This is a genomic window from Azorhizobium caulinodans ORS 571, from assembly GCF_000010525.1.
Lineage (GTDB): Bacteria > Pseudomonadota > Alphaproteobacteria > Rhizobiales > Xanthobacteraceae > Azorhizobium > Azorhizobium caulinodans.
This window is the reverse complement of sequence record NC_009937.1, coordinates 842,702-867,357: the sequence shown is the minus strand read 5'-3', so window position 1 is coordinate 867,357 and position 24,656 is coordinate 842,702. Positions and strand designations below refer to the sequence as shown.

The following is a 24,656-nucleotide window of genomic DNA, read 5'->3' as shown; positions in this document are numbered from 1 at the left end:
TTTCCTCCAATGGTCCCCCGTCACCGGCACGCGGCCAATGCGGGGGGATTTCGATTGTCCGAGAGGGAGAGAAGGCACCGGCGCCGCGCGCCGGCGCCATCGATGCTCAGAACGCTTCGCGATAGAGCGCGAGCGCGTCGGCTTCCGTCACCTCGACGGGATTGTTCACCAGCAGGCGCGTCTGCTTCATGGCGTCGGAGGCCAGCATGGCGAGGGTGTTGTCGGTCACGCCCACATCGCGCAGGCGGCGGGGCGCGCCGCTCTCGTCCATGAGCTTCTGCATGGTGGCGACGAACACATCCGCCCGCGCCTCCGCGCCACCCGCTCCGGGGCCGGCGATCACGTCCGCCAGTTCCGCATAAAGCGGGGCGGCGGCCTTGGCGTTGAAGCGCAGCACCGGGCCGAGCATCAGCGCATTGGAGAGGCCGTGCGGCACGTGATAGTGCCCGCCCAGCGGATAGGCGAGCGCGTGGACGGCCGCCACCGGCGAATTGGCGAAGGCCTGGCCCGCCAGCATGGCGCCCAGCAGCATGGCCTCGCGCGCCTTGCGGTTCGTGCCGTCCTTGCAGGCGGCGATGAGGTTGGCGGAGAGAAGCCGCAGCGCCTCGCGGGCCAGAGCGTCGGAGACCGGGTTCTTCTTGTGGCGGCTGGTGTAAGCCTCGATGGCGTGCACCATGGCGTCGATGCCCGTGGCCGCCGTATGCACCGCCGGCAGGCCCACGGTGAGTTCGCCGTCCAGCAGCACGAAGTCCGCATAGAGCTGGGGCGAGACGACGCCCATCTTGGTGGTCTCGCCAGTGGTGAGGATGGTGATGTTGGTCACCTCCGAGCCCGTGCCGGCGGTGGTGGGCACCTGGATGAGCGGCAGGCGCGAACCCTGCACCTTGCCGATGCCATAGAGATCGGCCAGCGGCTGCTCTGAGACGAGGAGTACCGCCGCGAGCTTCGCCACGTCCAGCGAGGAGCCGCCGCCGAGGCCGATGACGATATCCACGCCCGCCGCCTTCGCCTTGGCGACGCAGGCGAGCAGCACATGCTCCGGCGGGTCCGCCACCACTTCGTCGAACAGCGTCACGGCAAAGCCGCTCGCCTCAAGGCTGGCGACGATGGGCGCGATGATGCCGGCCTTCACCAGCCCGCCATCGGTGACGAGCAGCGCCTTGCGGGCAGCAAAGCGCGCGCCCACCACCTCGCCAAGGCGCTTGGCGCCGGACCATTCGAGCTGGATGGCGGGAACGGTACGGAATTCAAACGGATTGAGACCGTCGCTCATGGGGGTCCTCCTTCCTCACAGGGCGTGCCTTGACCGGCACGATGGGGCGGCTTCGCGCCGCCGCTTTATGAATGCGGAATGGTGATCTGGGGCCGGGACGAGACGATCCGTCTCCCACGGCGCATGGCACGCGGCCGGCCCCATGCGGGGCCAGCGGGGGTCGCGGTCTCAGCCCACCGCCGAGCAGAGATATTTGATCTCGAGATATTCCTCGATGCCGTATTTCGAGCCCTCGCGACCGATGCCGGACTGCTTCACGCCGCCAAAGGGGGCGACCTCGTTGGAGATGAGGCCGGTGTTGTGCCCCACCATGCCGTATTCCAGCCCTTCCGCCACCCGCCAGGCCCGGCGGGCGTTCTCGGTGAAGAAATAGGCGGCGAGGCCGAACTCGGTGTTATTGGCGAGGAAGATCGCCTCCTCCTCCGTCTCGAAGCGGAACAGCGGCGCGACGGGGCCGAAGGTTTCCTCGCGGGCGACCCGCATGTCGGAAGTGACGCCGGTGAGCACGGTCGGCTCATAGAAGGTGCCGCCGAGGGCGTGCATCTTTCCGCCCAGCGCAATGGTGGCGCCCTTCTCCACCGCATCCGCCACATGCGCCTTCACCTTGGCGATGGCGTCCTCGTCGATGAGCGGGCCGATGAGGACGCCGGGCTCGGTGCCCACGCCCACGGGCAACTGCTTCACGCGCTCCGCGAGGCGGGCGGCGAAGGCATCATAGATGCTGGACTGCACATAGAAGCGGTTGGCGCAGACGCAGGTCTGGCCGGCGTTGCGATATTTCGAGGCGATGGCGCCTTCCACGGCCGCCTCAAGGTCCGCATCATCGAACACGATGAAGGGCGCGTTGCCGCCGAGCTCCAGCGACAGGCGCTTGATGGTGGGGGCGCACTGGCTCATCAAGATGCGCCCCACTTCCGTGGAGCCGGTGAAGGAGAGCTTGCGCACGACATCGCTGCCGGTGAGCACCCCGCCCACCTCCCGCGCATCGCCCGTCACCACCTGGATGACGCCGGCCGGAATGCCGGCCTCCTGCGCCAGAACGCCCAGCGCCAGCGCGGTGAGCGGGGTCTGTTCCGCCGGCTTGATGATCATGACGCAACCCGCCGCAAGCGCCGGCGCGGCCTTGCGGGTGATCATGGCGGCGGGAAAATTCCAGGGGGTGATGGCGGCGGTGACACCCACCGGTTGCTTCAGCACGATGAGCCGCTTGTCGGTGGTCGGCGCGGGGATCACGTCGCCATAGACGCGCTTACCTTCTTCCGCGAACCATTCGATGAAGGAGGCGGCATACACCACCTCCCCCTTCGCCTCGGCCAGCGGCTTGCCCTGCTCGGCGGTCATGAGGGCCGCAAGGTCATCCGCATTGGCGATGATGAGGTCGAACCAGCGGCGCAGCAGCGCGGAGCGCTCCTTCGCAGCCTTGCGCGACCACGGACCGAACGCCGCCTGCGCGGCATCGACCGCCTCGCGCACCTCGGAGGCAGAGAGGTCCGGCACATGACCGACCAACGCCCCGTTTGCCGGATTATGAACGACAATATGCGCGTTGCTCGCCGCCTTGCGCCACGCACCGTTGATGAGACAGGCGTCCTGATGCAGCGACGGATTTTTGAGATGCAGCACGCGGTCTCTCCCTGACGCTTCCCAAGTTCAATTAGTTGAACTATGTTCTTTGTAATGAACTATTTATCGACTAAGCTCGTTCGTCAAGGGTGTGATCATGGCAACTGACGGTTTGACTTCTCCCACGGACAGCGTGCCGGCGCTGCGGCGGGCCGTGCGCATCCTCGACCATGTGGGCAGCGCGAATGCGCCCCTGACGGCAGCGGAAATCACCCGCGCGCTTGCACTGCCCAAAAGCAGTGCGCACGGGCTCATTTCGGCACTGCTGGACCTCGGGCTTCTCGACCGGGCAAGCGAGGGTACCTACCGCCTCGGACCGCATATCATGCGCTGGGCAAGCGGCTTCCTCGGCCAATCGGATCTGGTGGGAGAGTTCAGACGTGTCTTCGCCGACGTGCCGGCGCTGGAGAACTACACCATCACCCTGACGCGGCTCGAAGGGCCGGACGTGGTCTATCTGGCGTGCCGCAACAGCGCCGCACCGCTCGGCTTCACCTTCCGCATCGGGATGCGCCTGCCGGCGCCATTCACCGCCACGGGAAAGGCCATGCTGAGCACTTTCTCACCGGAAAAGGTGCGCGCCCTGCTCGCCGGACCATGGCCCGAGCGCCTCACCTCCAACAGCACGCCCTCGCTGCCGGCCCTGCTCGAAGAGATGGAGGCGACCCGCGCCCGCGGCTATTCCATCGACGACGGCCAGATCCGGGAAGGCATGGTGTGCATCGGCATCCCGGTGCGCGATTACACGGGCGGCACCGTGGCGGGCATCGCCATCAGCCTGCTGGAAGCCGAGGCCTCGCGGGAGCGGATGGACGAATTGGGGGCCGGCCTGCAGCGGATCGCCTCGGCCCTGTCCACACGGCTCGGTGCCGACCGGGGCGCCTGAAAGGGAAAGGGCGCAGCGCCCGCACGCCGCGCCCTTGCTCGCATCGACCGGGGGAGTGGAAGGCCGAGGCGAGGCGGGTCCTTGAGACGCCTGCTGCTCAGGCTTCCTTGAAGCCGTATTCCGGCGTGCCCTGCTCCGCGCCATAGTATTTGTAGGGCAGGAACTTGCCGGACATGGTGATCTTCACCCGGTCGCCCTTGGGATTTTCGAGACGGCCGATATCGATGTCGAAGTCGATGGCCGACATGATGCCGTCGCCAAACTCCTCCTCGATCAGCGCCTTCCACGCCGGGCCATTCACCATCACCATCTCGTAGAAGCGATAGATCAGCGGATCGGTAGGGGGCATGGGCATGCCGCGATAGGGAACCTCGTTGAGCATGCGCTCCTCCACCTCGGAGAGGCCGAACAGCTCGGCCGCAGCCCGGGCGAGCGGCTTCACCAGTTTCATCTGGCCGAGCAGCGCGCCCACCACGAGCACCGGCGACATGCCGCCGATCTCATCGGTGATGTATTTCCAGGTCCAGCCCTTCTCGCGCTTGATGTCGAGGATCTTCTCGGTGAGTTGTTCACGCTTCATGTGACGCGCTCCTATGGTCGTTTCTTGGGGTCTTCATGCGACATCGGCTCCCGTGCGCACACGGGCCGGCAAAAGCCCGCTCCCGGAAACAGGAGAGGGAAGGATGACACGGCGACCGGCACCGGCGGCCCAGCGCGACGATGCCCCGCTAGACGACGGATCTCCGGGTGGCCGAAAGGACGGGCTCACCCGCCAGCGACGGCCGCACCACGGACGGGCGGCGGCGGTCGTAGCCCGCTGGCAGGCTATTCTTGAAGGTGCGCGAGCGCTCCACCAGAAAGTCGATGAGGTGGTTGCGCACGGCGTAGAAGTCCGTCTGCTTGTGCAGATCCAGCCGCCGGCGCTCGCGCGGCAGCGGGTTCTCCACGATCTCGGCAATGCAGGCCTGCGGCCCGTTGGTCATCAGCACGATGCGGTCGGCAAGGTAGATGGCCTCGTCCACATCATGGGTGATCATGAAGACCGTCTGCCCGCTCTCGAGGCAGATGCGCCGCACCTCGTCCTGCAGCGTACCGCGCGTCAGGGCATCGAGGGCGGAGAAGGGCTCGTCCATGAGCAGCATCTTCGGCTCGATGGAGAGGGCTCGGGCGATGCCCACACGCTGCTTCATGCCGCCGGAGAGTTCCGCCGGCTTCTTGTGCTCCGAGCCCTTGAGGCCCACGAGTTCCACGAAGCGTTCTGCATGGGCGCGCACCCTGTCGCGCGGCCAGTCGCGATGGCGCGAGGCCACCGCATAGGCGACATTGCCGAGGACGCTTTTCCAGGGCAGCAGCGCATGACTCTGGAAGATCACCGCCCGGTCGAGAGAGGGCCCCTCGATGGCCCGGCCATCCACGATGACCGCGCCGTCGTCAGGCGCCTCGAGCCCGGACAGGATGTTGAGGACCGTGGTCTTGCCGCAGCCGGAATGGCCAATGATGCAGGCGAACTCGCCCTTGTTCATGGAGAACCAAAGGTCCTCGAACACGGTGGTCTCGCCCTTTGCCGAGGGAAAGCGACGGGCAATGCCCTCGATGGAGAGATAACGCTCGCCCATGGCCTACTCCGGGAAGGTCACGAGCCGCGCGACGGCGGCGAGGATCTGATCGAGGACCATGCCGACGACACCGATCACCAGGATCGCAATGATGACATTGGTGATCGAGAGGTTATTCCACTCGTTCCAGACGAAATAGCCGATGCCGGTGCCGCCCACGAGCATCTCGGCCGCCACGATCACCAGCCAGGCGATGCCGATGGAGATCCGCATGCCGGTGAGGATGGTGGGAGCCGCGGCGGGCAGGATGACGGTGAAGGCGCGCTTCAGCGGCCCCACCTCCAGCGTGCGGGCGACATTCAGCCACTCCTTGCGCACGCTGGCGACGCCGAAGGCGGTGTTGATCAGCATCGGCCACACCGAGCAGATGAAGATGACGAACACCGCCGAAATACTGGAATCCTTGATCGTGTAGAGGGCGAGCGGCATCCAGGCGAGGGGCGAGATGGGTTTCAGAACCTGGATGAAGGGATCGAGCGCACGGCTCATGAGCGGCGACATGCCAATGACAAAGCCGAGCGGGATGGCCACTGCCACCGCAAGACCGTAGCCGCCGAGCACCCGGGCCAGCGAGAAGGCGAGCTGGATGCCGAGGCCCTTGTCGTTCGGCCCCTTGTCATAGAAGGGGTTGGAGAGCAGCGTCCAGAGCTGCCGCCCCACTTCGAGCGGGCTGGGCATGGCCGATTTGCCGGCGGTGGCGGTCAGCCCCATCAGCTTGGCATATTCCGGATCCATCCCCGCCGGCAGGCTGGCGGAGCCCCCGCCGAAGCCGGCGGTGGCCGCCTGCCAGGCGAGCAGGAAAACGGCGAGGATCAGGACCGACAGCAACCCGGCCCTGAGACGCAGCGGCAACCCCATGGCGTCAGGCCCGCTTGATGGCGAAGCTCGCCACATAGTCTTCGGGCTTCGCCGGATCGAAGGGCTTGCCCATCACCGAGAAGGTCTTGGTCGCGGAAGCCGGTGGCGTCAGGCCCATTTCTTTCATCACCTTGGAGGCTTCGGTGGCGAGGAAGACCTTCTTCGCGATGCCCTGATAATCCACCTCGCCCTTCACCTGCCCCCAGCGCTTCATCTGGGTGAGGATCCACACCGCGAAGCTCTCATAGGGGAAGGGATCGAAGGTGATGCGGTCCGGATCCTTCTTGATGTTGCCGAGGCCATCCGCATAGGTGCCGGTGAGCACCTGCTCCAGAACGATGGGCGGCGCGTTGAGATAATTGGCCGGGGCGATGGCCTCGGCGATCTCCTTGCGGTTCTCCGGCTTCTGCGCATAGGCGCTGGCGTCGATGATGGCGCGCAGCAGCGCCGCATAGGTGTTCGGATTGGCGGTCACGAATTCCTGGCTGGCGGTGAAGGAGCAGCAGGGGTGCCCGTCCCAGATCTCCTTGGAGAGGATGTGGATGAAGCCCACACCGTCATAGACCGCCCTCTGGGCCACATTATCGGGCGCCAGGAAGCCGTCGATATTGTCCGCGCGCAGGTTGGCGACCATCTCCGGCGGCGGCACGGAGCGGATCTGCACATCCGTGTCGGGATCGATGCCGTTTTCCGCCAGATAATAGCGCAGCAGGTAATTGTGCATGGAATAATCGAAGGGCACGGCGAGTTTCATGCCCTTCCAGTCCTTCGGATTGCGCTTGTCCTTGTGCTTCATGGCGAGCGTGATCGCCTGCCCGTTCACATTTTCGATGGCCGGGACGGAGAAGGGAATGGGATTGGAGCCAAGACCCATCGAGATGGCGATGGGCATGGGCGAGAGCATGTGCGCCGCGTCATATTCCTTGTTGATGGTCTTGTCGCGCACCACCGCCCAGCCGGCGGTCTTCACCACGTCCACATTGAGCCCCTGCTTGGTATAGAAGCCGAGCGGGTGGGCCATGATGATGGGCGTGGCGCAGGTGATCGGGATGAAGCCGATCTTGAGATCCTTTTTCTCAATGGCTCCGGCGCCCTGCGCGAATGCGTCCGTCACCGCCCCGAGATTGAGGAAGGGGGCGAGCGCAGCCGCCACCGACGAGCCGCCAATGGCCTTGAGGAAGGCGCGGCGCTGCACGGCCTGCGGAAAGAGGGCCTGAAGCACGGTCTTCTCGACGGCACCCGCATAACGCGCTTCCGCGTCACGCGCGGCGGCCGCGCCGTCATGTTCGGCCGCGGAGCGATGCCGGCCGCAGGAGCAGCCGGATAACAAGCGTGAAAACCGCCGCACAGGATCAAAGCGCGCCATGAACCGCCTCGCTCGCAGAAGGAGATGCCGGAGTGGGTCCTTACGCTAAGCAAGCCACGTGCCAGCGCCCACCGAGCCGTGCGATCAAGGACGGCGAAGGATTTCACGCCAGCGACTGGATTTACGAATTTTCGTCATTTACGATACTTCAGATCCCACTGGCGAAAATTCGTAATGACGCTCCCGCAGGCCGCACCGCTCGCCGCGCAGTTGCCGGAGACAGCAACGCCGCCCTCGCCTTTCGGCCCGGCCTTCCTGCACGGCGCCGAACCGGCGTTGGTGGTCGATCTGGAGACCGCGCGCATCCGGGACGCCAATGCCGCCGCATGTCGGCTGCTGGGCCACTGGCGCCTCGCACTGCAAGGGATGACTGTGTTCGACCTGCATCCGCAGCAGACCGGGCCGCTCATCGTCTTCACGCAGGCGGTGCTGGAACGGGGCAGCTTCTGGACCCGCACGCTCCAGCCCCAGCACGCCGACGGCCGGCAGCTGGACGTAGAGTGTGCCGGCACGCTCATGCCCACCGCCGAGGGCCGGCTGCTCCTGCTCACCCTCTGCGATCTCGACGCCCGTCACCGGCGCGATCTAGAGGCGCGGGCCGAGGCCTTCATGCACGAAGGTCTTGCGGAATGGCAGCGGGCCGACCGGCTGTTCGCGGACATCGAGCGCGAGAACCGGCTCATTTTGAGGGCGGTGGGCGAAGGCATCTATGGGGTGAATGCGGAAGGCCGCACCACCTTCGTCAATCCCGCCGCCGAGCAGATCCTCGGCTGGACGGCAGAGGAGATGATCGGCCGCGACATGCACGCCATGGTGCATCACCATCATCACGACGGCTCGGCCTATCCGAACACCACCTGCCCCATCTATGCAGCCTTCCGCGATGGCGCCGTCCACCATGTGGAGAACGAGGTGTTCTGGCATCGCTCCGGCCGGCCGGTGTGGGTGGAATACACCTCCACCCCGCTGCGCGACCGGGGCCGCCTCATCGGCGCCGTGGTGGTGTTCCGCGATGTGACGCAGAAGCGGGAGGCCAACGAGCAGCTTCGGGCCGCGCTGGCCGAGGTGGACCGCCTGCGCGAGCGGCTGGAGATGGAGAATGCCTACCTTCAGGAGGAAATCCGCGCCGAGACCAGCCATCGCGGCATCATCGGCCGCTCGGAGGCCATCAAGAAGGTGCTGAGGCAGGTGGACCTTGTCGCCCCGACCGACGCCACCGTCCTCATCACGGGCGAGAGCGGCACCGGCAAGGAGCTGATCGCCCGCGCCATCCACGATGCATCGGAGCGACGGGAGCGCCCGCTCATCCGCGTCAATTGCGCGGCCATCCCGCGCGAGCTGTTCGAGAGCGAATTCTTCGGCCATGTGCGCGGCGCCTTCACCGGTGCCCTGCGCGATCGCGTGGGCCGGTTCGAGCTGGCGGACCGGGGCACGCTCTTCCTCGACGAGGTGGGCGAGATCCCGCTGGAGCTCCAGTCGAAACTGCTGCGCGTGCTTCAGGAGGGGCAGTTCGAGCGCATCGGCGAGGAACGCACGCGGCAGGTGGATGTGCGCATCATCGCCGCCACCAATCGCGACCTTAAGGCCGCCGTGCGGGCCGGGCGCTTCCGGGAGGACCTGTTCTACCGGCTCGACGTCATGCCCATCGAATCCGTGCCCCTGCGCGAGCGACGAGAGGACATCCCGCTCCTTGCGGCGCATTTCCTCGACGGCGTGCGGCGCAAGCCGGCCGATGGACCGCTCCAGCTCAGCGCCGGCGACATGCGCCGCCTCCAGACCTATGACTGGCCCGGCAATGTCCGCGAGCTTCAGAACGTGATCGAGCGCGGCATCATCCTCGCGCGCAATGGCCGCCTGCACATCGATCTTCCGGACCGGGAGGCCCCCGCCACCGCGCAGCCGGTACCGCCTTCCGCCGAACTGGAAACCGAGGCCGATCGTCGCCTGCGGCTGCGGACCAGCATCCTCGCGGCGCTGGAGGCGGCGGGCGGCAAGGTCTCCGGTCCCGGCGGGGCTGCCGAACGCCTCGGCCTCAAGCCGACGACCCTCGCCTCCCGCATGAAGACGCTCGGGATCACGCCGGGGCGTGCCTCACGCTCCGGCGCCTGAAACGGCCGCGGACGCTCACCCTCCGGCAGCGATCCGTCGGCAGTGGTTGAGCGCGGCTTCGATGAGGTTGTCGCTGGCCTCCGGCGTGCGGAAGGCGGAATGGGCGGAGAGCGTCACATTCTCCAGCGCGGTGAAGGGATGGTCGGCGGGCAGCGGCTCGGTCACAAAGACGTCGAGCCCCGCATGGCGCACGTTGCCGAACTTCAGCGCCTCCACCAGCGCCTCTTCGTCGATCAGGGCGCCGCGCGCCGTGTTCACGAGGATGACGCCGGGCTTGAGCTGCGCGAGCCGTTCGCGGGAGAGGAAGCCGCGCGTCTCGTCATTGAGCAGGAGATGCAGGGACACCACGTCGCTCTCGGCGAGCAGCGTCTCCAGCGGGACGAAAGTCACGCCCGGCTCGTCCTTCGGCGTGCGGTTCCAGGCGATGACGCGCATGCCCGCGCCCTTGGCGAGGCGCGCCATCTCGGCGCCGATACCGCCATAGCCGATGAGGCCGATGGTCTTGCCGGTGAGTTCCACGCCGTCGGTCCGCAGCCATTTTCCGGCCCGCACGCCACGGTCCATGTAAGCGAAGCCCTTGGCTGCGGCCCACATCAAGGCGAAGGCGCATTCGGCCACCGCCGTGTCACCATAGCCCTTGATGATGTGGACGGAGATGCCGAGCGCCGCCAGTTCCTCCGGGTTCATGTAGCTGCGCGCGCCGGTGCCGAGGAAGACCACATGCTTCAGCCCGTTGCAGGTGCGGGCGATGTCGGTGGGCAAGGCAGTGTGGTCGATGATGGCGATCTCGGCGCCATCGAGCACGGCGGGCAGTTCGGCAGGCGTCACGTCCGGATTGCGATGGATGCCGAGGGGAATGTCGTCGGCACGGTGCAGCCGCTCGGCTACGCCGGCGAGGGTCGGGCTGGCATCCACGAATACGGCACGCATCGGCAACTCCTCGGCGAAGAAAACCTCAAGGCGGGCATCTGCCCGTCAACCGTTCTAGAGCGAGGCCTTGCGCTTGGGTAGCGATGCGGACGCCTCGTGTGGCAGAACAGCCACGCCCGCCCGCACCACGCCACCTCCTTCCGCGTGCAGAGGAACCGGCTTGCGCGCCGGAGCTTTAACCTTGTTCGGCAGCAGGGGTTGTCGGGGGGCGCCGGAAGGTCCCTAGCTGTCCTGGCGCAAGGTTCAATTCAGCAAATGCCGCTCGCGGCAGCGGTCCGGCTGATTCGGCCGATGGGGTTAAATCCCTGGCGCGTTTGGACCATAATGAGGGCTCGTTGCGTAGTGGGGGTGGTTTGCGGCAGGGACTGAAGCGGCGGCGGTCACAGGCGTTGGGACGACCGCGCGGGCTTCGAGGCCCTCGCGTCGCGCTCTCGCACGCCTGCGCGCCCGCGCTCATTGCCGCAGTCCTCCTGGCCGCGTCCGACGCACGCGCGCAGAGCACTTCCTCTCCCGCCGACGATGCCGCCGCCTTCTTCGACAAGGCGCTCGCCTGGTTCGATCCCAGCCGCGCGAAATCCGCCGCCCCGGTGCCGGACGCGACGCCCTATACGGTGACGCTGAACGTCACGGGCGACAGTTCCGTTCGCAGCGCCATCACCGATGCCTCCAACCTCCAGCGGTTGCGGAACACGGCTCCCTCGGGCGCCGCCGGTCTCGTGCGCCGGGCGCTGGCGGACCGCGAGCGCATCATCGCGGCCCTCTATGCCGAGGGCTATTACGGCGGCCGCATCACCATCACCGTCGCGGGCGTGCCTGTGGATGCCCCGACCGTCTTCGAGACGGTGGAGCGGGTCCGGAAAGCCGGCCCTGTCCCGGTTGTCGTGGATGTGGACAGCGGCCCCGCCTTCACCTTCGGCGCGGTGCGCGTCATCGATCCCGCCGGCCGCCCCGTGGCCGGGGCGCCGACCCCGCGCGAGATGCGGGTGATACCCGGCGAGCGGGCCCGCGCCACGTCCATCACGGCGGCCGAGCGCGTCATCGTGGATCGCCTGCGCGCGCAGTCCCGCCCCTTCGCCAAGGTTCTGGGCAAGGACGTGGTGGCCGATCACGCCTCCCAGACGCTGGACGTGACCTTCAAGGTCGATCCCGGCCCGGTCGCCATCTTCGGCCCCTTCACTGTCTCGGGCACGAAGTCCGTCGATCCGAAATTCGTGCTGGACCGCATCGACATCCGTCCCGGCGAGCCCTATTCGCCCGAACGGCTGGACGCGCTGCGCCGCCGCCTCGCGTCGTACGAAATCATCGGCTCGGTGCGATTCCGGGAAGCGGACCATCTGAACGCACAGGGCCAGTTGCCCATCCAGGTGGAGATCTCCGAGCGCGAGCAACATTATGTCGGCTTCGGCGCCAAATATTCCAACACCGACGGCTCCTCTGCCAATGCCTTCTGGGGCGCCCGCAACCTGTTCGGCGGCGGCGAGACGCTGCGCCTTGATGCACAGCTCACCTGGTATGCGCAGGGCTCCGACTCCGTGCCCACGGCCGATCCCTTCGGCTATCGGCTGGCCGCCACCTTCACCAAGCCCGGCATCCTGACCGCCAATGAGGACCTCGTCGCCGAAGCGGCCGCCTTGCGGGAAGTGACGGACGCCTATGTGCGGGAAGGCGGCACCTTCACCGCCGCCGTGAAGCACCGCTTCAACGATGACTGGAACGGGCAGATCGGTGTCGATCTCGAGCAATCGACGGTGCAGGACGCCTTCGGCACCACCGATCCCTTCATCGCCGGCATTCCGCTCGGCCTCAATGCCGACACCACCGACAATCCCCTCGACGCCTCGAAAGGCTACAAGTTCAGCGCCACCGTAGAACCCTTCGTCGCCTTTGGCGAAAGCGGCGCCGGGCCGGTGATGCTGAAGGCCCAGCTCTCCGCCTATCACGCCTTCGACGAGGACAAGCGTTGGATCCTCGCCGGGCGGGTGGCCGCCGGCTCCATCATCGGGCCGGAGCTTCTCGACGTGCCGGCCCAGCGGCGCTTCTATGTGGGCGGCGGCGGCACGCTGCGCGGCTTCGACTACCAGTCCGCCAGCCCGCGCACGCCCACCGGGCTGATCGTCGGCGGTCTCAGCTATTTCACGGCCTCCACCGAACTCAGGGTGAAGATCACGGACACCATCGGCGTCGTGCCCTTCTTCGACATGGGCGCCGCCTTCGCCTCCGATGTGCCCGACTTCAGTGCCATGTATTATTCGGTGGGCCTCGGCCTTCGGTACTACACGGCCGTCGGTCCGGTGCGCCTCGATTTCGCGGTGCCGCTCAATCCCATTCCGGGCGGCTCGCAATATGGCGTCTATCTCAGCCTGGGGCAGGCCTTCTGATGCGCGCGCTCGATCTTCTTGCCCGCGTCCTGTTCCGTGCCGTGCTCGGGCTCATCCTGTTCGTGCTCGTGCTCTTCGGCGCGGTGCAGACGCCGCCCGGCAAGGCGCTGCTGGCCCAGCTTGCCGGCAGTCTCGCCTCTGGCAACGGCCTCACGGTCCAGATCCGCGACCTCACGGGCGGTGTGCCGTGGAACATCGGCATCGGCGAGATCGCCCTGTCCGATCCGCAGGGACCGTTCGCCCGCATCGAGGGCCTCTCCCTCTCCTGGGCGCCGGCCGCCCTTCTCTCCGGCACCGTCAAGGTGCATGCGTTGACGGCGGAGAGGGTGGACGTGCTGCGCCGGCCCGACCTGCCCCCGAGGCCCGCTGCACGCGGCGGCTCCGCGCCCCTGCCGCGGATCGTCCTCCAGCACCTCGCGGCGGCGGACATCCGCCTCGCCGAGCCCGTTGCCGGGCAGAGCGCACAGCTCGCGCTCGACGGCTCCGCCTCGCTGATGGAGCCGCAGCGCGGCCTTTCCCTCGCCTTCACCCTCACGCGTAAGGACCAGCCCGGCACGGTGGGCGGCAAGGCGAGCTACGCCCCGGATGCCCGCATCCTGATGCTGGAGATGCAGGCCCATGAGCCGCCGGGCGGCCTCGTGGCGCGCCTCCTGGGGCTGGAAGGCCTGCCGGCACTCGATGCGGAGATTCGTGGTGTTGGCCCCATCGACGCCTGGCAGGGCAATCTGCAGGTGCGCGCCGGCACGCTCGCCGGCGTGCAGGCCACCGCATGGATCAAGAGCGAGGGCGATACCCATCGCCTCCAGTTCTCGGCCGAAGGCGATGTCGCGCGGGCGCTGCCGCCGGCCTACCGGCCGCTGGCGGGGGATCGTGTCACGCTCGAAGGCGATGCCCGCATCACGCAGGACCTCGCCCTCTCCCTCTCCCGCGTGGTGGCCTATGCAGCCGCCGGCAATGCGCGGGCCAGCGGCACGGCGGACCTGAAGGGCGGGACGCTCGCCCTCACCTTTTCCGCCGAAGTGCCGGACGGCTCGCGCTTCTCAGCGGCGCTGCCGGACGCCTCCTTCCAGGCTCTGACCGTCAACGGCACGCTGGACGGCGCGCTGGCGACGCCCCGCCTCGTCGCCCATGCGGCCGTGACCGGCGCGAGCGGCCGGGGCTATGGCGCGCGCAGCACCAAGGCCAAGCTGCGCCTCACGCCCGACGCCGCCGGCTACGGCTGGATGGTGGATGCGACGGTGGAGGGGCTCAGCGCCGCCGATCCCAAGGTGAATGCGGCCCTCGGCCCGGCAGGCGGCACGATTTCCGCCGCCGGCGGCCTGCCGCAGACCGGCGCGCCTTATGTGCGCACCGCCAAGGCCGCGCTGCTGCCGCTGGAGATGACCTTCGATGGCCGGGCCGCCCGCGATGCGCTGGACGGCACCTTCTCCATCACCCGCCTCGACCTCGCCGCCTTCTCGCCGCTGGCGGGCCGTCCGCTGACCGGCGAGATGATGCTGACCGCCAAGCTGAGCCGGCCGAGCGGCGGCGGCTTCGCGGCGGACATTTCCGGCTCCGGGCGCGGCATCACCACGTCGGAGCCTCTCATCGACGGCATGCTGGGCCGCACGGCCCGCCTCACCGGCGCGCTCGCCTATGGCGCCGACGGGGCGGTGGCGGTGCGCGACCTCAAGCTCAATTCCAACGGCCTCGACGTGGCCGTGAACGGCCGCATCGACCGCACCGCCGCCGACCTTCGGGCCGTCGTGTCGCTGGCCGAGATCGGCAAGGTGGACAGCCGTGTCGCCGGGCGGCTTGAGGCGGACGCCGCTTTCTCCGGCTCGCTGGAAAAGCTCGGTGTCACCGCCCGGCTCGCCGTGCCGCAGGGCAAGGCCATGGGCCGCGACGTGCGCGACCTTCGCATTGATGTCACCGGCAGCGACCTCACCCATCTGCCTGCGGGCACTCTGGCGGCCTCCGGAACCATCGGCGGCAAGGCGCTCACCGGAAAGGGCGCCTTCGCAACGGCGGCGGATGGTGGCCAGAGCCTCAACGGGCTCGATCTCACGCTCGGCAGCGCCCGCGCACAAGGCGCCGTCTCCCGCGCCGCCTCCGGCCTCATGACCGGTCGGCTTCAGCTGGCTGCTCCGAATGTGGCGGACCTCTCCGCTCTGGCCCTCACCGAGATGGGCGGGGCGGTGAATGCCACCCTCGTCCTCGATGTGGACGCCTGGCGTCAGCGCATCGCCCTTCAGGCCAATGCGACCAATGTCACAGCTCCGGGCGTGCGGCTCGACCGCAGCGACATCAATCTCACCCTGATCGACCCGGCAAAGGCGCCGAGCCTCACCGGCCGGGCAGTGCTTGCGGGGATCGACAGCAACGGCTTCCGGATCGACCGCGCGACCCTCGACGCCAGCCCGGCCGGCGCCAACGCCACCAACCTGCGGCTCGACGGCGTGGTGCAGGGCACGACCATCGCCGCCTCCGGCCGCGCCACCACTGACCCGGCGCGCTATGCCCTGCGGCTCGACACGCTGCGGCTCGCCAATGGCGGAGCCACTGCCACCCTCACCGCCCCCGCCACCTTCACCTCTGCGGACGGGGCGATCGCCGTGGACCGCTTCGCCCTCCAGAGCGGTGGCGGCTCGGCAGTCGTGCAGGGTCGCGTGGGCGACACGCTCAATCTCTCGGCGGACATCCGCAACCTGCCCCTCTCGCTGCTGGCGATCGCGACGCCCACGCAGGGCCTCGCCGGCACGCTGTCGGGTCAGGCCCAAATCTCCGGCCCGGCCAGCGCGCCCACCGGCCGCTATAACCTGATCCTCGCCCGCATCACCCAGCCGGACATGCAGAGCGCTGGCGTCAGCCAGCTCGACATCCGGGCGGACGGCACCTTCGCGGACGGGCGGGCGACGATCCGCTCCAGCATCAGCGGCCCCTCGCTCTCGGGCGTGACGCTGAACGGCTCGGTGCCCATGGGCGCGGGGAATATGGATCTGGTGCTGCGCGGTCAGGTGAGCCTCGGCATCGCCAATGCGGTGCTTGCCGTCTCCGGCGCACGGGCGAGCGGCAACGCCGCCGTCGACATGACCCTGCGCGGCACCTATGAGGCGCCGAGCGCAGGCGGCACGGTGCGTGTCACCAACGGCCGCTACGATGACGCGCCCAATGGCGTCACCATCGACCGGATCGAGGCGACGCTGACCGGTACCGACCGTTCGGTGACGCTCTCCTCCTTCAGCGCCCGCACCCTCAACGGCGGCAGCATCACCGGGCGCGGCAGCGTGGCGCTGGACCCCGCCGCCGGTTTCCCCGGACAGGCGGACATCACGCTCCAGAATGCGGGCGTCGTGAACAGCGACCTCATGCGCCTCGTTGTGGACGGCCGACTGAATGTGACCGGCGCGCTCGCGACCCGCCCCACCGTCGGCGGGCGCATCGACGTGCGCAGCCTCGACGTGAACATCCCCGACCGCCTCACCTCCGCCGGCGCGCAGATCAACGTGCGGCACGTCAATGTGGCGCCCGGCACCAAGGTCAGCGAGCCGCGGGCGGCGCAGGCGCGCGGCATGCGGGCCAATGATCGCGGCAAGCGCACCGCCCGCGCCAGCGCTCCCCGTCCGTTCGTTCTGGGCCTCAATCTCACGGTGGCCGCACCGAGCCGGGTGTTCGTGCGCGGCATGGGCATCGATGCGGAGCTGGGCGGTCAGATCGCACTCTCCGGCACCAATGCCGATCCCATCGCCAACGGCGGCTTCCAGATGCGGCGCGGCAGCTTCGACATCCTCGGCCGACGGCTCGATTTCACGCGCGGCATCCTGACCTTCCGGGGCTCCACAGACCCGGAACTCGACTTCACCGCCGAGAGCAGCGCCTCCGACGTGACCGCGCGGGTGAACGTGACCGGCAGCGCCTCGGACCCCGACATCACCTTCACCTCCTCGCCCAGCCTGCCGGAGGACGAGGTGATCGCCCGCCTCCTGTTCGGCAAGCCCACGGGCCAGCTCTCCACGGGCCAGGCCCTCCAGCTCGCGCAGGCGCTGGCGCAATATTCGGGCGGCGGCGCGCAGATCGACCAGTTGCGCCGTCAGTTCGGCCTCGACAGCCTGAGCATCGGCGCCAATGCCGAGGGCAATGGCGGCGAGGTGGGCTTCGGCCGGCGCATCAACGACAAGGTCTATCTCGGCGTGCGGCAGGGCACGACGGCCGGCTCCAGCCGCGCCACCATCGATGTGGACGTGACCAAGAACATCCGCATCCAGGGCGGCGCCGGGGCGGACGGCTCCGGCGAAGTGGGCGTCGGTGCCCAGTGGGATTATTGAGACGGGCCTTCAGTGGCATCCGTCTTGCGCGCCGGGCCGGCCTTTCCCATGTGATCGGTCATGAACACCAGCCACACCTCCGACACCGACTGGGGCGACCTTCCCGGCGATGACCGCAGCCGTGCGGCCGAAGACGAAGCGCGGGTCCGCTCGGGCTTCTGGCAGAAGCTGAAGGGTGGTGCCGCGCGCGTGCCCTTCGCGGGCGACGCGATCGCGGCCTATTACGCCGCCTTCGACCGCGAGACGCCCCTGCGCGTGCGGGCGGCGCTGCTCGGCGCCCTCGCCTATTTCGTGCTACCCATCGACACGGTGCCCGACTTCATCCCCATCGTCGGTTTCGGGGACGATGCGGCGGTGCTGTTCGGCGCGCTCCAGCTGCTCGCCAACCACATCAAGCCGCACCATCGCGAAGCGGCCGATGAGGCCCTGCGGCGGGCCCGAGAGGGCTGACGCCGGTCACAGGCCGGTGGTGAGCACCACCTTGCCCTTCACCTTCCGGCCGGCGATCTCGCCCAGCGCCTCGGCGCAGCGCTCCAGCGGGAAGGTCGCGTCCACATGGGCGGAGATGGCTCCCGAGCGGGCATAGCCCATGAGTTCGGTGATGGTCGCCGTCAGCCAGGCGGGATCGCGCATGGCCTGCGTGCCGAAGGCGACGCCCCGCGCGTCGCAATTCTTGAGCAGCAGCAGGTTCAGCGGCAGCTTCGGAATTTCGCCCGCCGCGAAACCGATGACCAGCAGCCGCCCGCACCAGCCGAGCGAGCGCAGCGCCTGTTCGGAGAGGTCGCCGCCCACCGGATCGTAGACCACATCCGCACCCTCACCGCCGGTGAGTTCCTTGAGGCGCAGCTTCAGGTTTTCCGTGGTGTAATCGATGCCGATATCGGCACCGTGGCTGCGGGCGAAGGCGATCTTGTCCGGAGAGGAGGCGCAGGCGATGACGCGGGCGCCGAGGATCTTGCCCAGTTCCACCGCCGCGAGACCGACGCCGCCAGCGGCTCCCAGGACCACCAGCGTCTCGCCGGCCTTCAGCTCGCCGCGGTCGCGCAGGGCATAGAGGCTGGTGCCATAGGTGATGATGAGGCCGGCGGCGCGCACGAGATCGAGATCGTCCGGCACGACCGCAAGCCGGTCGGCGCGCACCACGAGGCGCTCGCGGGCCGCGCCATAACCGACGTTGCCGCAGACGCGGGTGCCGACCTTCGGCCCGGTCACGCCCGGCCCCAGCGCCAGGACACGGCCGGCGAACTCGCCACCGGGCGAGAAGGGCAGATCGGGCTTCTGCTGATAAAGGTTGCGGATGATGAGGGTGTCGAAGAAATTGAGGCCGACGGCGGCCACTTCCACCACCACCTCGCCGGGACCGGCCACGGGATCGGGCAGGTCCACGATCTCAAGAGCCTCGGGCGGAGCGTGGCGGACGCACAGGACAGCCTTCATGGGACGATTCGTCTCCCCTTCCGTGGATGAGCGCCCCTGATCCATCAGACGCGGGCGCTGCCGCAGGCACGCCACACCCTGGAACCGGCTCCCATCAAAAACCTGTAACCGGCGTCCTTTTTCGGCGCCTTTTGCGCGAGATTAATCAAAAGGGAAACGTTGTGTGTGCCATTTTTTCGGCCGCCTCCCCCATTACGGAGGCACCGTTACCCGCAACGGACTTCATGTTTGCGTCAATGCGCGCGGACCGCATACCTCGTTCAGGAGATGCCATGGCTCACCATCGTGCCAGCTTCAACCGGGCGCGCCTCACCCTGATGGCCGCCGCTTTGATGGCCTGCGCGGCCGGCACGGCTTCGGCCCAGGGCCAGGGTTCGTCCAAGGCCGTCGCCCAGTTCGGCGACTGGAGCGTCTATGTGAGCACGAGTGCTCCGAAGGTCTGTTACGCCATTTCCCAGCCGAAGGATCGCCAGCCCGGCGGCCTGAAGCGTGATCCGGCCTATTTCTTCATCAGCACCCGCCCCGGCGAGAATGTGAAGAACGAGGTGAGCTTCACCATGGGCTTCCCGCTCAAGGAGGGCAGCGAGGCCAAGGTCACCGTTGGCGGCACCACGTTCGAGCTCTACACCAAGTCCGAAGGCGCCTGGGTCCGGAACGTGGCGGACGAAGGCCGTCTCGTGGACACCCTGCGCAAGGGCCGCGATGCCATCGTGGTGTCCAGCTCCTCGCGCGGCAATCCGACCACCGACAAATACTCGCTGAACGGTATCGGTCAGGCGCTCGACCGCGTGGCGCAGGAATGCCGCTGACCGCCTGAAACGGCCCGACCCGCCTGCCGGCCCCGCCGGCAGGCCCCTCATGCTTGAAGCGCGGTAGCCGGACGGGCGGGAATTCATTATGTATGCGCCCATGATGCCTTCGCCGACTGCCGTGGCCGCCCCCGTGGCGGCGCTTTCCATTCTGCCCTCCCTCGCCGGTCTCGACCGGGAGAAGCTGGGGCTTGCGCTCGCCGCCATCGGCGTGCCGGAGCGCGAGCGGAAGATGCGCGTCAACCAGCTATGGCACTGGATCTACCTGCGCGGCGCCACCGACTTTGCGGAAATGACCAACGTCTCCAAGACGTTGCGGACGCAGCTGGCGGAGCATTATTCCCTCGCCCGGCCCGAGATCGTGGTGGAGCAGGTGTCACAGGACGGCACCCGCAAGTGGCTGCTGCGCCTGCCGGCGGAAACGCCCGGCGAGCGCCCCCACGAAGTGGAGGCGGTCTATATCCCCGAGCGGGATCGCGGCACGCTGTGCGTCTCCAGCCAGGTGGGCTGCACGCTGAACTGCGCCTTCTGCCACACCGGCACGCAGCGGCTCGTGCGCAACCTCACCGCCGCCGAAATCGTGGCGCAGGTGCTCGTCGCCCGCGACCGGCTGGGCGACTATCCCGGCCGTGAGCGCGCGGTAGGCCCCGGCCTGCCCACGGAAGGCGACCGCCTCGTCACCAACATCGTCTTCATGGGCATGGGCGAGCCGCTCTATGCCTATGACTCGGTCGCCGAGGCCATCGAGATCCTGGCCGATGGCGACGGCCTCGGCCTCGGCAAACGCCGCATCACCGTCTCCACCTCGGGCGTGGTGCCTGAGATCGAGAAGCTCGGCCGCGAGGTCGGTCCCATGCTCGCCATCTCGCTGCACGCGGTGCGCGACGACCTGCGCGACGTGCTGGTGCCCATCAACAAGAAGTATCCCATCGCCGAGCTGATGGAGGCCTGCCGCACCTATCCGGCCGCCTCCAACGCCAAGCGCATCACCTTTGAATATGTGATGCTGAAGGGCGTGAACGACAGCCCGGCGGACGCCCGCGCCCTGGTGAAGCTGCTGGAAGGCGTGCCGGCCAAGATCAACCTCATTCCCTTCAACCCCTGGCCCGGCACCAAATATGAGTGCTCGGACTGGGAGACGATCGAGAAGTTCTCGGACATCGTCTTCCGCGCCGGCTATGCGAGCCCGGTGCGCACCCCGCGCGGGCGCGACATCCTCGCCGCCTGCGGCCAGTTGAAGAGCGAGACCGAGAAACTCTCCGCCCGCGAGCGCCTCGCACTCCGGGCCATGGCGGCCGCGGCGGAGTAGCACCCGGCCAAGGGAGTTGGCATGATCGACCATCTGGGCCTTGCCGTCAGCGATCTTGAGCGCTCCCGCTCCTTTTATCTCGCAGCGCTCGGCCCGATCGGCGCCACGGTGCAGATGCAGGTGAGCGCGCAGGAGAGCGGCGGGCACGCCCATATCGGCTTCGGCGTTGCGGGCAAGCCATCCTTCTGGATCAGCGATGCCACGCCGGTGAGCGGTCCGCTGCACGTGGCCTTCGCCGCCCCGGACCGGGCATCGGTGGATGCCTTTTACGCGGCCGCGCTGGCGGCGGGCGGACGCGACAACGGCGCGCCCGGCCTCCGCCTCCACTATCATCCGAATTACTACGCCGCTTTCGTCCTTGATCCTGACGGGAACAATGTCGAGGCGGTGTGCCACCATCCGGTCTGATCCCTTGGATTCCGTCTTCCGCCTCCTGCTGCGCATCCTCGTCATTCCCATCGGCCTGCTCGCCGCGATTCTCGCCGGCGTGGCCGTCATCCTGTTCGGCCAGTGGCGTATCGGGGCGCTCGCCAACCAGTCGCTCGGGCTGGCACCGGAAACCTGGGTGGCGATCATGGAGGCGCTGTTCACGGGCACCTTCCTCGTCACCTTCCTGGTGAGCGTGATGTGGCTGGTGGCACTGGTGGGCGTGCTGTTCGCCGAGGTGTTCGCGGCCCGCTCGTGGCTGTTCCACGTGGCCAACGGCGCCGTCTCGGCCTTCGTCGGCGCGCGGCTCTTCCCTCGCATCAGCGGAGAGGCCACGGCCCCAGCCGATCCCTTCTACATCCTCGCGGCCGGCCTCGCGGGCGGGCTCGTCTACTGGCTCGTCGCCGGCTGGAGCGCGGGCTTCTGGAAGCCTGTGCGCTCACGCCCCCCGTCCCCCACGCCGCAGCCCCCTGCCTCAGCGGCCTGATTGGCTCGGCCGGGTGCCATCGCATCCGGCTTCCCCCACGCCCCTGGGAGAATCCCCTGCCCAAGCTCGATGATTTCCTGCCACGCATCGTGGTCGTGGTGCTGGGGCTCGCGGGGGCGCTGGCGGCCTGCGCGTTCGTCTCGCTGCACTTCATGACCCTGCATGTGCTCGGCCCGCCGCCCGGCTCCACGCCGGCGGAATGGACCGCGAGCGACGTCATCGTGGCCGCGATCCTGCTGCCCGTCAGCCTCGTGCTCACTGCCGTCCAGCCCTACATGAACACGTATCTGGTCTGGCAGATGGGCGTCGCGGGCGCGGTGGTGGCGGAGGTGCGCCGCGAGAGTTCCATCGTCTTCCACATGGGATGCTGGCTGGCCGCAGGCCTCGCGAGCGCGGGCTTCCTCGCCTTGCTGGACCTCGGCAACCCCGCCGGGCCATTCCCGATGGACATCCTCGCCACCGCAGCCGCCGGAGGCTTCGCCTACTGGCTGATCGCGGGGCGCGGCGCCGGCAGCCGACGCAAGACTGGACACGACGATAAGACCCGCCCCGGAGACCGGCCCCCGCCGCCGGCCTGAGATGCGGATGCAAGCCTGAGCCAAGCCTCGGCCCTTACGCGCCTTGGCCAGCCTTGGGGCGCGGCCTATGATGGCACGACTGGATACGGATCGAGTCCCGGGCTGATCCCGAGCCAACGATTCCGGCCAGCGGCATCGGGGACCGGGTCGTCCGGACAGCTCAAGCGGGGATCGCCTTGCCGTCGCACAGCCCACTTCTGACGCGCCTGCTGGTCATCAGCATCGGCCTCGTCCTCGCCGCCCTCTCGGGCGCGCTGGTTGCGACCTACGGCGCCTTCATCACCCCGAAGCCCCCTGTGGACAGCATCTGGCTGCGTGACCCGAGCGAGATCTTCGCCTCGCGCAAGCTGCCCTTCTCGCTCCTGCTCGCCTGCGCCGCCACGCAAGTGGTGACGATCTGGAAGCTCGCGATCGTCGGCATTGCGGTGTCGGAATATTTCGGCGTCCGCTCCTTCATGTTCCACGCTGCCAACGGCGCCACCTGCGGCTGGCTGACCGGCCAGCTCTTCTCGCTGGGCTGGGCGGCCGGGCTGCCCGCGATCAGCGCCGACAACCTCCTGACCGCAGGGCTCGTGGGCGGCATCGCCTATTGGGCCGTGGCGGGCTGGAACGCCGGCTTCCAGCGCGCCCCCTCGGGCTTCTCCCGCGCCTTCGCCTGAGCGTCGCCGCTCAGGAGGCCTTGGCCGCAGTCGCGCCGCCGGCCGCCGCATGGGCGATGGCCATCTCCAGCCGATCGTTGCCCCAGAACAGTTCACCGTCATCGGTGATGAAGGTCGGCGCGCCGAAGACGCCCGCCGCGCGCGCCTCTTCCACGCGCGCCTTGAGCGCCGCCTTGTTCTCGGCCGTCTCGGCCGCATCGATTACGTGATCGCAATAGTGTCCGAGACCGGCCAGTACCTGCCGCACCACCTCCCGGTCCGAAATGTCCCGCCCCTTCGCGAACAGCGCCTTGAAGGCGGCCACCGTGAAGCCCGGGCGTGAAGCGTCGTTGAGATGGAGCGCCACACGGGCGGCGAGCAGCGTGTTCAGCGGGAAGAAGTCCGGCCGTACCACGTCCGGCAGTCCGTAATGGACGGCGAGGCGCTGCACGTCGCGCCACATGTGCTCCCCCTTCAGCGGCACGTCCACGAAGGGCGAGGAGGAATAGCCGAGTTCGGCGAAGATGGGACCGAGCAGGAAGGGCTTCCACGTCACATGCACCCCCGCCGCCTCGGCCAGGGGGCCGATGCGCACCGCAGAGAGGTAGGAATAGGGGGAGGAGAACTCGTAATAGAAATCCAGGCTTGGCCTTCTCATTGCCGTTTCCTCCGCTTACATCGGGCCGACTGTCGCGCCGGATCGTGCATCCGGCAACGACCGAGATCAAAATCCATCGTCCCCGCCGCCGGCGGCGGCCGGCAAGACGGGAGTGGGCGGCGTGCGGTGGCTGGTGTTCCTCACCTTGTTGGCGGGTGCGGCCGTTCTCATCCTCTTCACACTGTTTCCGAGCCTCGACCTCACCATCACCGCCTGGTTCTGGGACAAGACGACCAACAGCTTCCCCTGGGCCGGCACGGGCTGGGGCAAGACGCTGCGGCAGGCGGGCAACGTCCTGCCCTGGCTCATCGCCGCCCCGGCCTTCGCCGCACTGATCCTGAAGCTGCTGTTCCCTGCGCGCCGCATGTTCATGCCGGCCCGCCCCGCCTTGCTGCTGGCGCTCGCCATGGCGCTCGGCCCCGGCCTCATGGTGAACGGCATCCTGAAAGAGAAGTGGGGCCGGCCGCGCCCGGTGCATGTGGAGGAGTTCGGGGGGCAGAAGGCCTTCACGCCCTGGTACTCCACCGCCGGCACATGCCCCGCCAACTGCTCCTTCGTCTCCGGCGAAGGCGCGCTCGGCTTCTGGACGGTGGCACCGGCCAGCCTCGTGCCCGGCCCCCTCGGCCCCGTAGCGCTGGGGGCCGCGGTGGTCTTCGGACTTGCCGCCGGCGGGCTGCGCCTCGCCTTTGGAGGGCATTTCTTCACCGACGTCATCTTTTCCGGCGTGCTGGTGGTGATGATCATCGTGCTGCTGCGCTGGTGGCTGTTCGACCGGCGCGGGGCGCCGACGGATGCCGAGGCGGAGGCCTGGGTGGCGCGGATCGGCGTCGCCCTGCACCGGCTCGCCGCCCGCCTCTGGCGGTGGAGCGCCGCTACGGCACGCTTCCTGTGGCGGCAGGCGTCGCGTCTTGCCGCACGCTACTTGCCACGGCGCGGCGCGGGCCTATAGTCCGCGCGGATTTTCGCCCCTC

Annotated in this window: 21 protein-coding genes; 12 read left to right on the top strand and 9 right to left on the bottom strand. The window is 68.3% G+C overall.

What is annotated here, in order from left to right; all coding sequences use genetic code 11:
* Window positions 1-106 precede the first annotated feature (106 nt).
* The gene (locus tag AZC_RS03910) at window positions 107-1,273 is read right to left on the bottom strand and encodes an iron-containing alcohol dehydrogenase (protein WP_012169297.1); all 1,167 of its coding nucleotides are present in this window, start codon (window positions 1,271-1,273) and stop codon (window positions 107-109) included.
* A 168-nt stretch (window positions 1,274-1,441) separates the two neighbouring features.
* Window positions 1,442-2,896, bottom strand: coding sequence for an NAD-dependent succinate-semialdehyde dehydrogenase (locus tag AZC_RS03905; protein ID WP_012169296.1), 1,455 nt, complete (start codon window positions 2,894-2,896; stop codon window positions 1,442-1,444).
* 97 nt (window positions 2,897-2,993) lie between these two features.
* Here AZC_RS03905 and AZC_RS03900 point away from each other — a divergent pair, with 97 nt between their 5' ends.
* The gene (locus AZC_RS03900) at window positions 2,994-3,782 is read left to right on the top strand and encodes an IclR family transcriptional regulator (RefSeq protein WP_043879996.1); all 789 of its coding nucleotides are present in this window, start codon (window positions 2,994-2,996) and stop codon (window positions 3,780-3,782) included.
* Window positions 3,783-3,879: 97 nt separating this feature from the next.
* Here AZC_RS03900 and cynS read toward each other — a convergent pair whose 3' ends face one another.
* The 4 genes from cynS to AZC_RS03880 form a co-directional block, all read right to left on the bottom strand.
* On the bottom strand, window positions 3,880-4,362 hold the full coding sequence (gene cynS / locus AZC_RS03895) for a cyanase (RefSeq protein ID WP_012169294.1): 483 nt from the start codon (window positions 4,360-4,362) through the stop codon (window positions 3,880-3,882).
* Window positions 4,363-4,510: 148 nt separating this feature from the next.
* Window positions 4,511-5,398, bottom strand: coding sequence for an ABC transporter ATP-binding protein (locus tag AZC_RS03890; protein ID WP_012169293.1), 888 nt, complete (start codon window positions 5,396-5,398; stop codon window positions 4,511-4,513).
* Between the two features lie 3 nt (window positions 5,399-5,401).
* Window positions 5,402-6,256: a nitrate ABC transporter permease gene (ntrB, locus tag AZC_RS03885; protein ID WP_012169292.1), complete on the bottom strand. Its 855-nt coding sequence runs from the start codon at window positions 6,254-6,256 to the stop codon at window positions 5,402-5,404.
* Between the two features lie 4 nt (window positions 6,257-6,260).
* A complete protein-coding gene (locus AZC_RS03880; protein WP_012169291.1) occupies window positions 6,261-7,622 on the bottom strand; it encodes a CmpA/NrtA family ABC transporter substrate-binding protein in 1,362 nt (453 codons plus the stop codon).
* A 174-nt stretch (window positions 7,623-7,796) separates the two neighbouring features.
* Between AZC_RS03880 and AZC_RS03875 the strand changes: the two genes are divergently transcribed.
* Window positions 7,797-9,731, top strand: a complete 1,935-nt coding sequence (locus AZC_RS03875) for a sigma 54-interacting transcriptional regulator (protein ID WP_081433890.1) — start codon at window positions 7,797-7,799, stop codon at window positions 9,729-9,731.
* A gap of 15 nt (window positions 9,732-9,746) precedes the next feature.
* On the opposite strand, the gene AZC_RS03870 is transcribed toward AZC_RS03875, so the two are convergent.
* Window positions 9,747-10,661 carry an NAD(P)-dependent oxidoreductase gene (locus tag AZC_RS03870; RefSeq protein WP_012169289.1) on the bottom strand — a complete coding sequence of 305 codons (915 nt, stop codon included), beginning with the start codon at window positions 10,659-10,661 and terminating at the stop codon, window positions 9,747-9,749.
* Window positions 10,662-11,050: 389 nt separating this feature from the next.
* On the opposite strand from AZC_RS03870, the gene AZC_RS03865 reads away from it, so the two are divergent.
* From AZC_RS03865 to AZC_RS03855, 3 genes are read left to right on the top strand one after another with little or no spacing between them, the layout of a single operon-like run.
* Complete coding sequence (locus tag AZC_RS03865; protein ID WP_043878857.1) at window positions 11,051-13,039, top strand: autotransporter assembly complex protein TamA; 1,989 nt, start codon at window positions 11,051-11,053, stop codon at window positions 13,037-13,039.
* On the top strand, window positions 13,039-17,343 hold the full coding sequence (locus AZC_RS26270; RefSeq protein ID WP_012169287.1) for a translocation/assembly module TamB domain-containing protein: 4,305 nt from the start codon (window positions 13,039-13,041) through the stop codon (window positions 17,341-17,343). Before AZC_RS03865 ends, AZC_RS26270 begins: the two co-directional genes overlap by 1 nt.
* Window positions 17,344-17,403: 60 nt before the next feature.
* The gene (locus AZC_RS03855) at window positions 17,404-17,793 is read left to right on the top strand and encodes a YkvA family protein (protein WP_012169286.1); all 390 of its coding nucleotides are present in this window, start codon (window positions 17,404-17,406) and stop codon (window positions 17,791-17,793) included.
* A gap of 6 nt (window positions 17,794-17,799) precedes the next feature.
* Here the strand turns inward: AZC_RS03855 and AZC_RS03850 are convergent, their stop codons facing one another.
* On the bottom strand, window positions 17,800-18,780 hold the full coding sequence (locus tag AZC_RS03850; RefSeq protein ID WP_012169285.1) for an NADPH:quinone oxidoreductase family protein: 981 nt from the start codon (window positions 18,778-18,780) through the stop codon (window positions 17,800-17,802).
* A 272-nt stretch (window positions 18,781-19,052) separates the two neighbouring features.
* Between AZC_RS03850 and AZC_RS03845 the strand changes: the two genes are divergently transcribed.
* The 6 genes from AZC_RS03845 to AZC_RS24250 all read left to right on the top strand — a co-directional run bounded on the left by AZC_RS03845 (window position 19,053) and on the right by AZC_RS24250 (window position 23,048).
* Window positions 19,053-19,589 carry an invasion associated locus B family protein gene (locus tag AZC_RS03845; RefSeq protein ID WP_133866891.1) on the top strand — a complete coding sequence of 179 codons (537 nt, stop codon included), beginning with the start codon at window positions 19,053-19,055 and terminating at the stop codon, window positions 19,587-19,589.
* Window positions 19,590-19,677: 88 nt separating this feature from the next.
* Window positions 19,678-20,898 carry a 23S rRNA (adenine(2503)-C(2))-methyltransferase RlmN gene (gene rlmN / locus AZC_RS03840; protein ID WP_012169283.1) on the top strand — a complete coding sequence of 407 codons (1,221 nt, stop codon included), beginning with the start codon at window positions 19,678-19,680 and terminating at the stop codon, window positions 20,896-20,898.
* A 21-nt stretch (window positions 20,899-20,919) separates the two neighbouring features.
* On the top strand, window positions 20,920-21,306 hold the full coding sequence (locus tag AZC_RS03835) for a VOC family protein (RefSeq protein ID WP_012169282.1): 387 nt from the start codon (window positions 20,920-20,922) through the stop codon (window positions 21,304-21,306).
* A gap of 4 nt (window positions 21,307-21,310) precedes the next feature.
* Window positions 21,311-21,811 (top strand): hypothetical protein, encoded by a 501-nt coding sequence (locus AZC_RS03830; protein WP_012169281.1) that lies wholly within the window; start codon window positions 21,311-21,313, stop codon window positions 21,809-21,811.
* Between the two features lie 89 nt (window positions 21,812-21,900).
* Complete coding sequence (locus tag AZC_RS03825) at window positions 21,901-22,389, top strand: hypothetical protein (RefSeq protein ID WP_012169280.1); 489 nt, start codon at window positions 21,901-21,903, stop codon at window positions 22,387-22,389.
* Window positions 22,390-22,565: 176 nt separating this feature from the next.
* The gene (locus tag AZC_RS24250) at window positions 22,566-23,048 is read left to right on the top strand and encodes a hypothetical protein (protein ID WP_012169279.1); all 483 of its coding nucleotides are present in this window, start codon (window positions 22,566-22,568) and stop codon (window positions 23,046-23,048) included.
* Between the two features lie 10 nt (window positions 23,049-23,058).
* Here AZC_RS24250 and AZC_RS03815 read toward each other — a convergent pair whose 3' ends face one another.
* Window positions 23,059-23,685 carry a 2-hydroxychromene-2-carboxylate isomerase gene (locus AZC_RS03815; protein WP_012169278.1) on the bottom strand — a complete coding sequence of 209 codons (627 nt, stop codon included), beginning with the start codon at window positions 23,683-23,685 and terminating at the stop codon, window positions 23,059-23,061.
* 121 nt (window positions 23,686-23,806) lie between these two features.
* Between AZC_RS03815 and AZC_RS03810 the strand changes: the two genes are divergently transcribed.
* A complete protein-coding gene (locus AZC_RS03810) occupies window positions 23,807-24,634 on the top strand; it encodes a phosphatase PAP2 family protein (RefSeq protein WP_148209792.1) in 828 nt (275 codons plus the stop codon).
* The last annotated feature ends 22 nt before the right edge of the window (window positions 24,635-24,656 follow it).

Excerpts from the sequence above, each read along its gene's own strand:
- ntrB (WP_012169292.1), bottom strand. The coding sequence starts at position 6,256 with ATGGGGTTGCCGCTGCGTCTCAGGGCCGGGTTGCTGTCGGTCCTGATC.
- AZC_RS03900 (WP_043879996.1), top strand. The coding sequence starts at position 2,994 with ATGGCAACTGACGGTTTGACTTCTCCCACGGACAGCGTGCCGGCGCTG.
- AZC_RS03875 (WP_081433890.1), top strand. The coding sequence starts at position 7,797 with ATGACGCTCCCGCAGGCCGCACCGCTCGCCGCGCAGTTGCCGGAGACA.
- AZC_RS03890 (WP_012169293.1), bottom strand. The coding sequence starts at position 5,398 with ATGGGCGAGCGTTATCTCTCCATCGAGGGCATTGCCCGTCGCTTTCCC.
- AZC_RS03850 (WP_012169285.1), bottom strand. The coding sequence starts at position 18,780 with ATGAAGGCTGTCCTGTGCGTCCGCCACGCTCCGCCCGAGGCTCTTGAG.
- AZC_RS03855 (WP_012169286.1), top strand. The coding sequence starts at position 17,404 with ATGAACACCAGCCACACCTCCGACACCGACTGGGGCGACCTTCCCGGC.
- AZC_RS26270 (WP_012169287.1), top strand. The coding sequence starts at position 13,039 with ATGCGCGCGCTCGATCTTCTTGCCCGCGTCCTGTTCCGTGCCGTGCTC.
- AZC_RS03880 (WP_012169291.1), bottom strand. The coding sequence starts at position 7,622 with ATGGCGCGCTTTGATCCTGTGCGGCGGTTTTCACGCTTGTTATCCGGC.
- AZC_RS03845 (WP_133866891.1), top strand. The coding sequence starts at position 19,053 with ATGGCTCACCATCGTGCCAGCTTCAACCGGGCGCGCCTCACCCTGATG.
- cynS (WP_012169294.1), bottom strand. The coding sequence starts at position 4,362 with ATGAAGCGTGAACAACTCACCGAGAAGATCCTCGACATCAAGCGCGAG.
- AZC_RS03910 (WP_012169297.1), bottom strand. The coding sequence starts at position 1,273 with ATGAGCGACGGTCTCAATCCGTTTGAATTCCGTACCGTTCCCGCCATC.
- AZC_RS03870 (WP_012169289.1), bottom strand. The coding sequence starts at position 10,661 with ATGCGTGCCGTATTCGTGGATGCCAGCCCGACCCTCGCCGGCGTAGCC.
- AZC_RS03815 (WP_012169278.1), bottom strand. The coding sequence starts at position 23,685 with ATGAGAAGGCCAAGCCTGGATTTCTATTACGAGTTCTCCTCCCCCTAT.
- AZC_RS03835 (WP_012169282.1), top strand. The coding sequence starts at position 20,920 with ATGATCGACCATCTGGGCCTTGCCGTCAGCGATCTTGAGCGCTCCCGC.
- rlmN (WP_012169283.1), top strand. The coding sequence starts at position 19,678 with ATGTATGCGCCCATGATGCCTTCGCCGACTGCCGTGGCCGCCCCCGTG.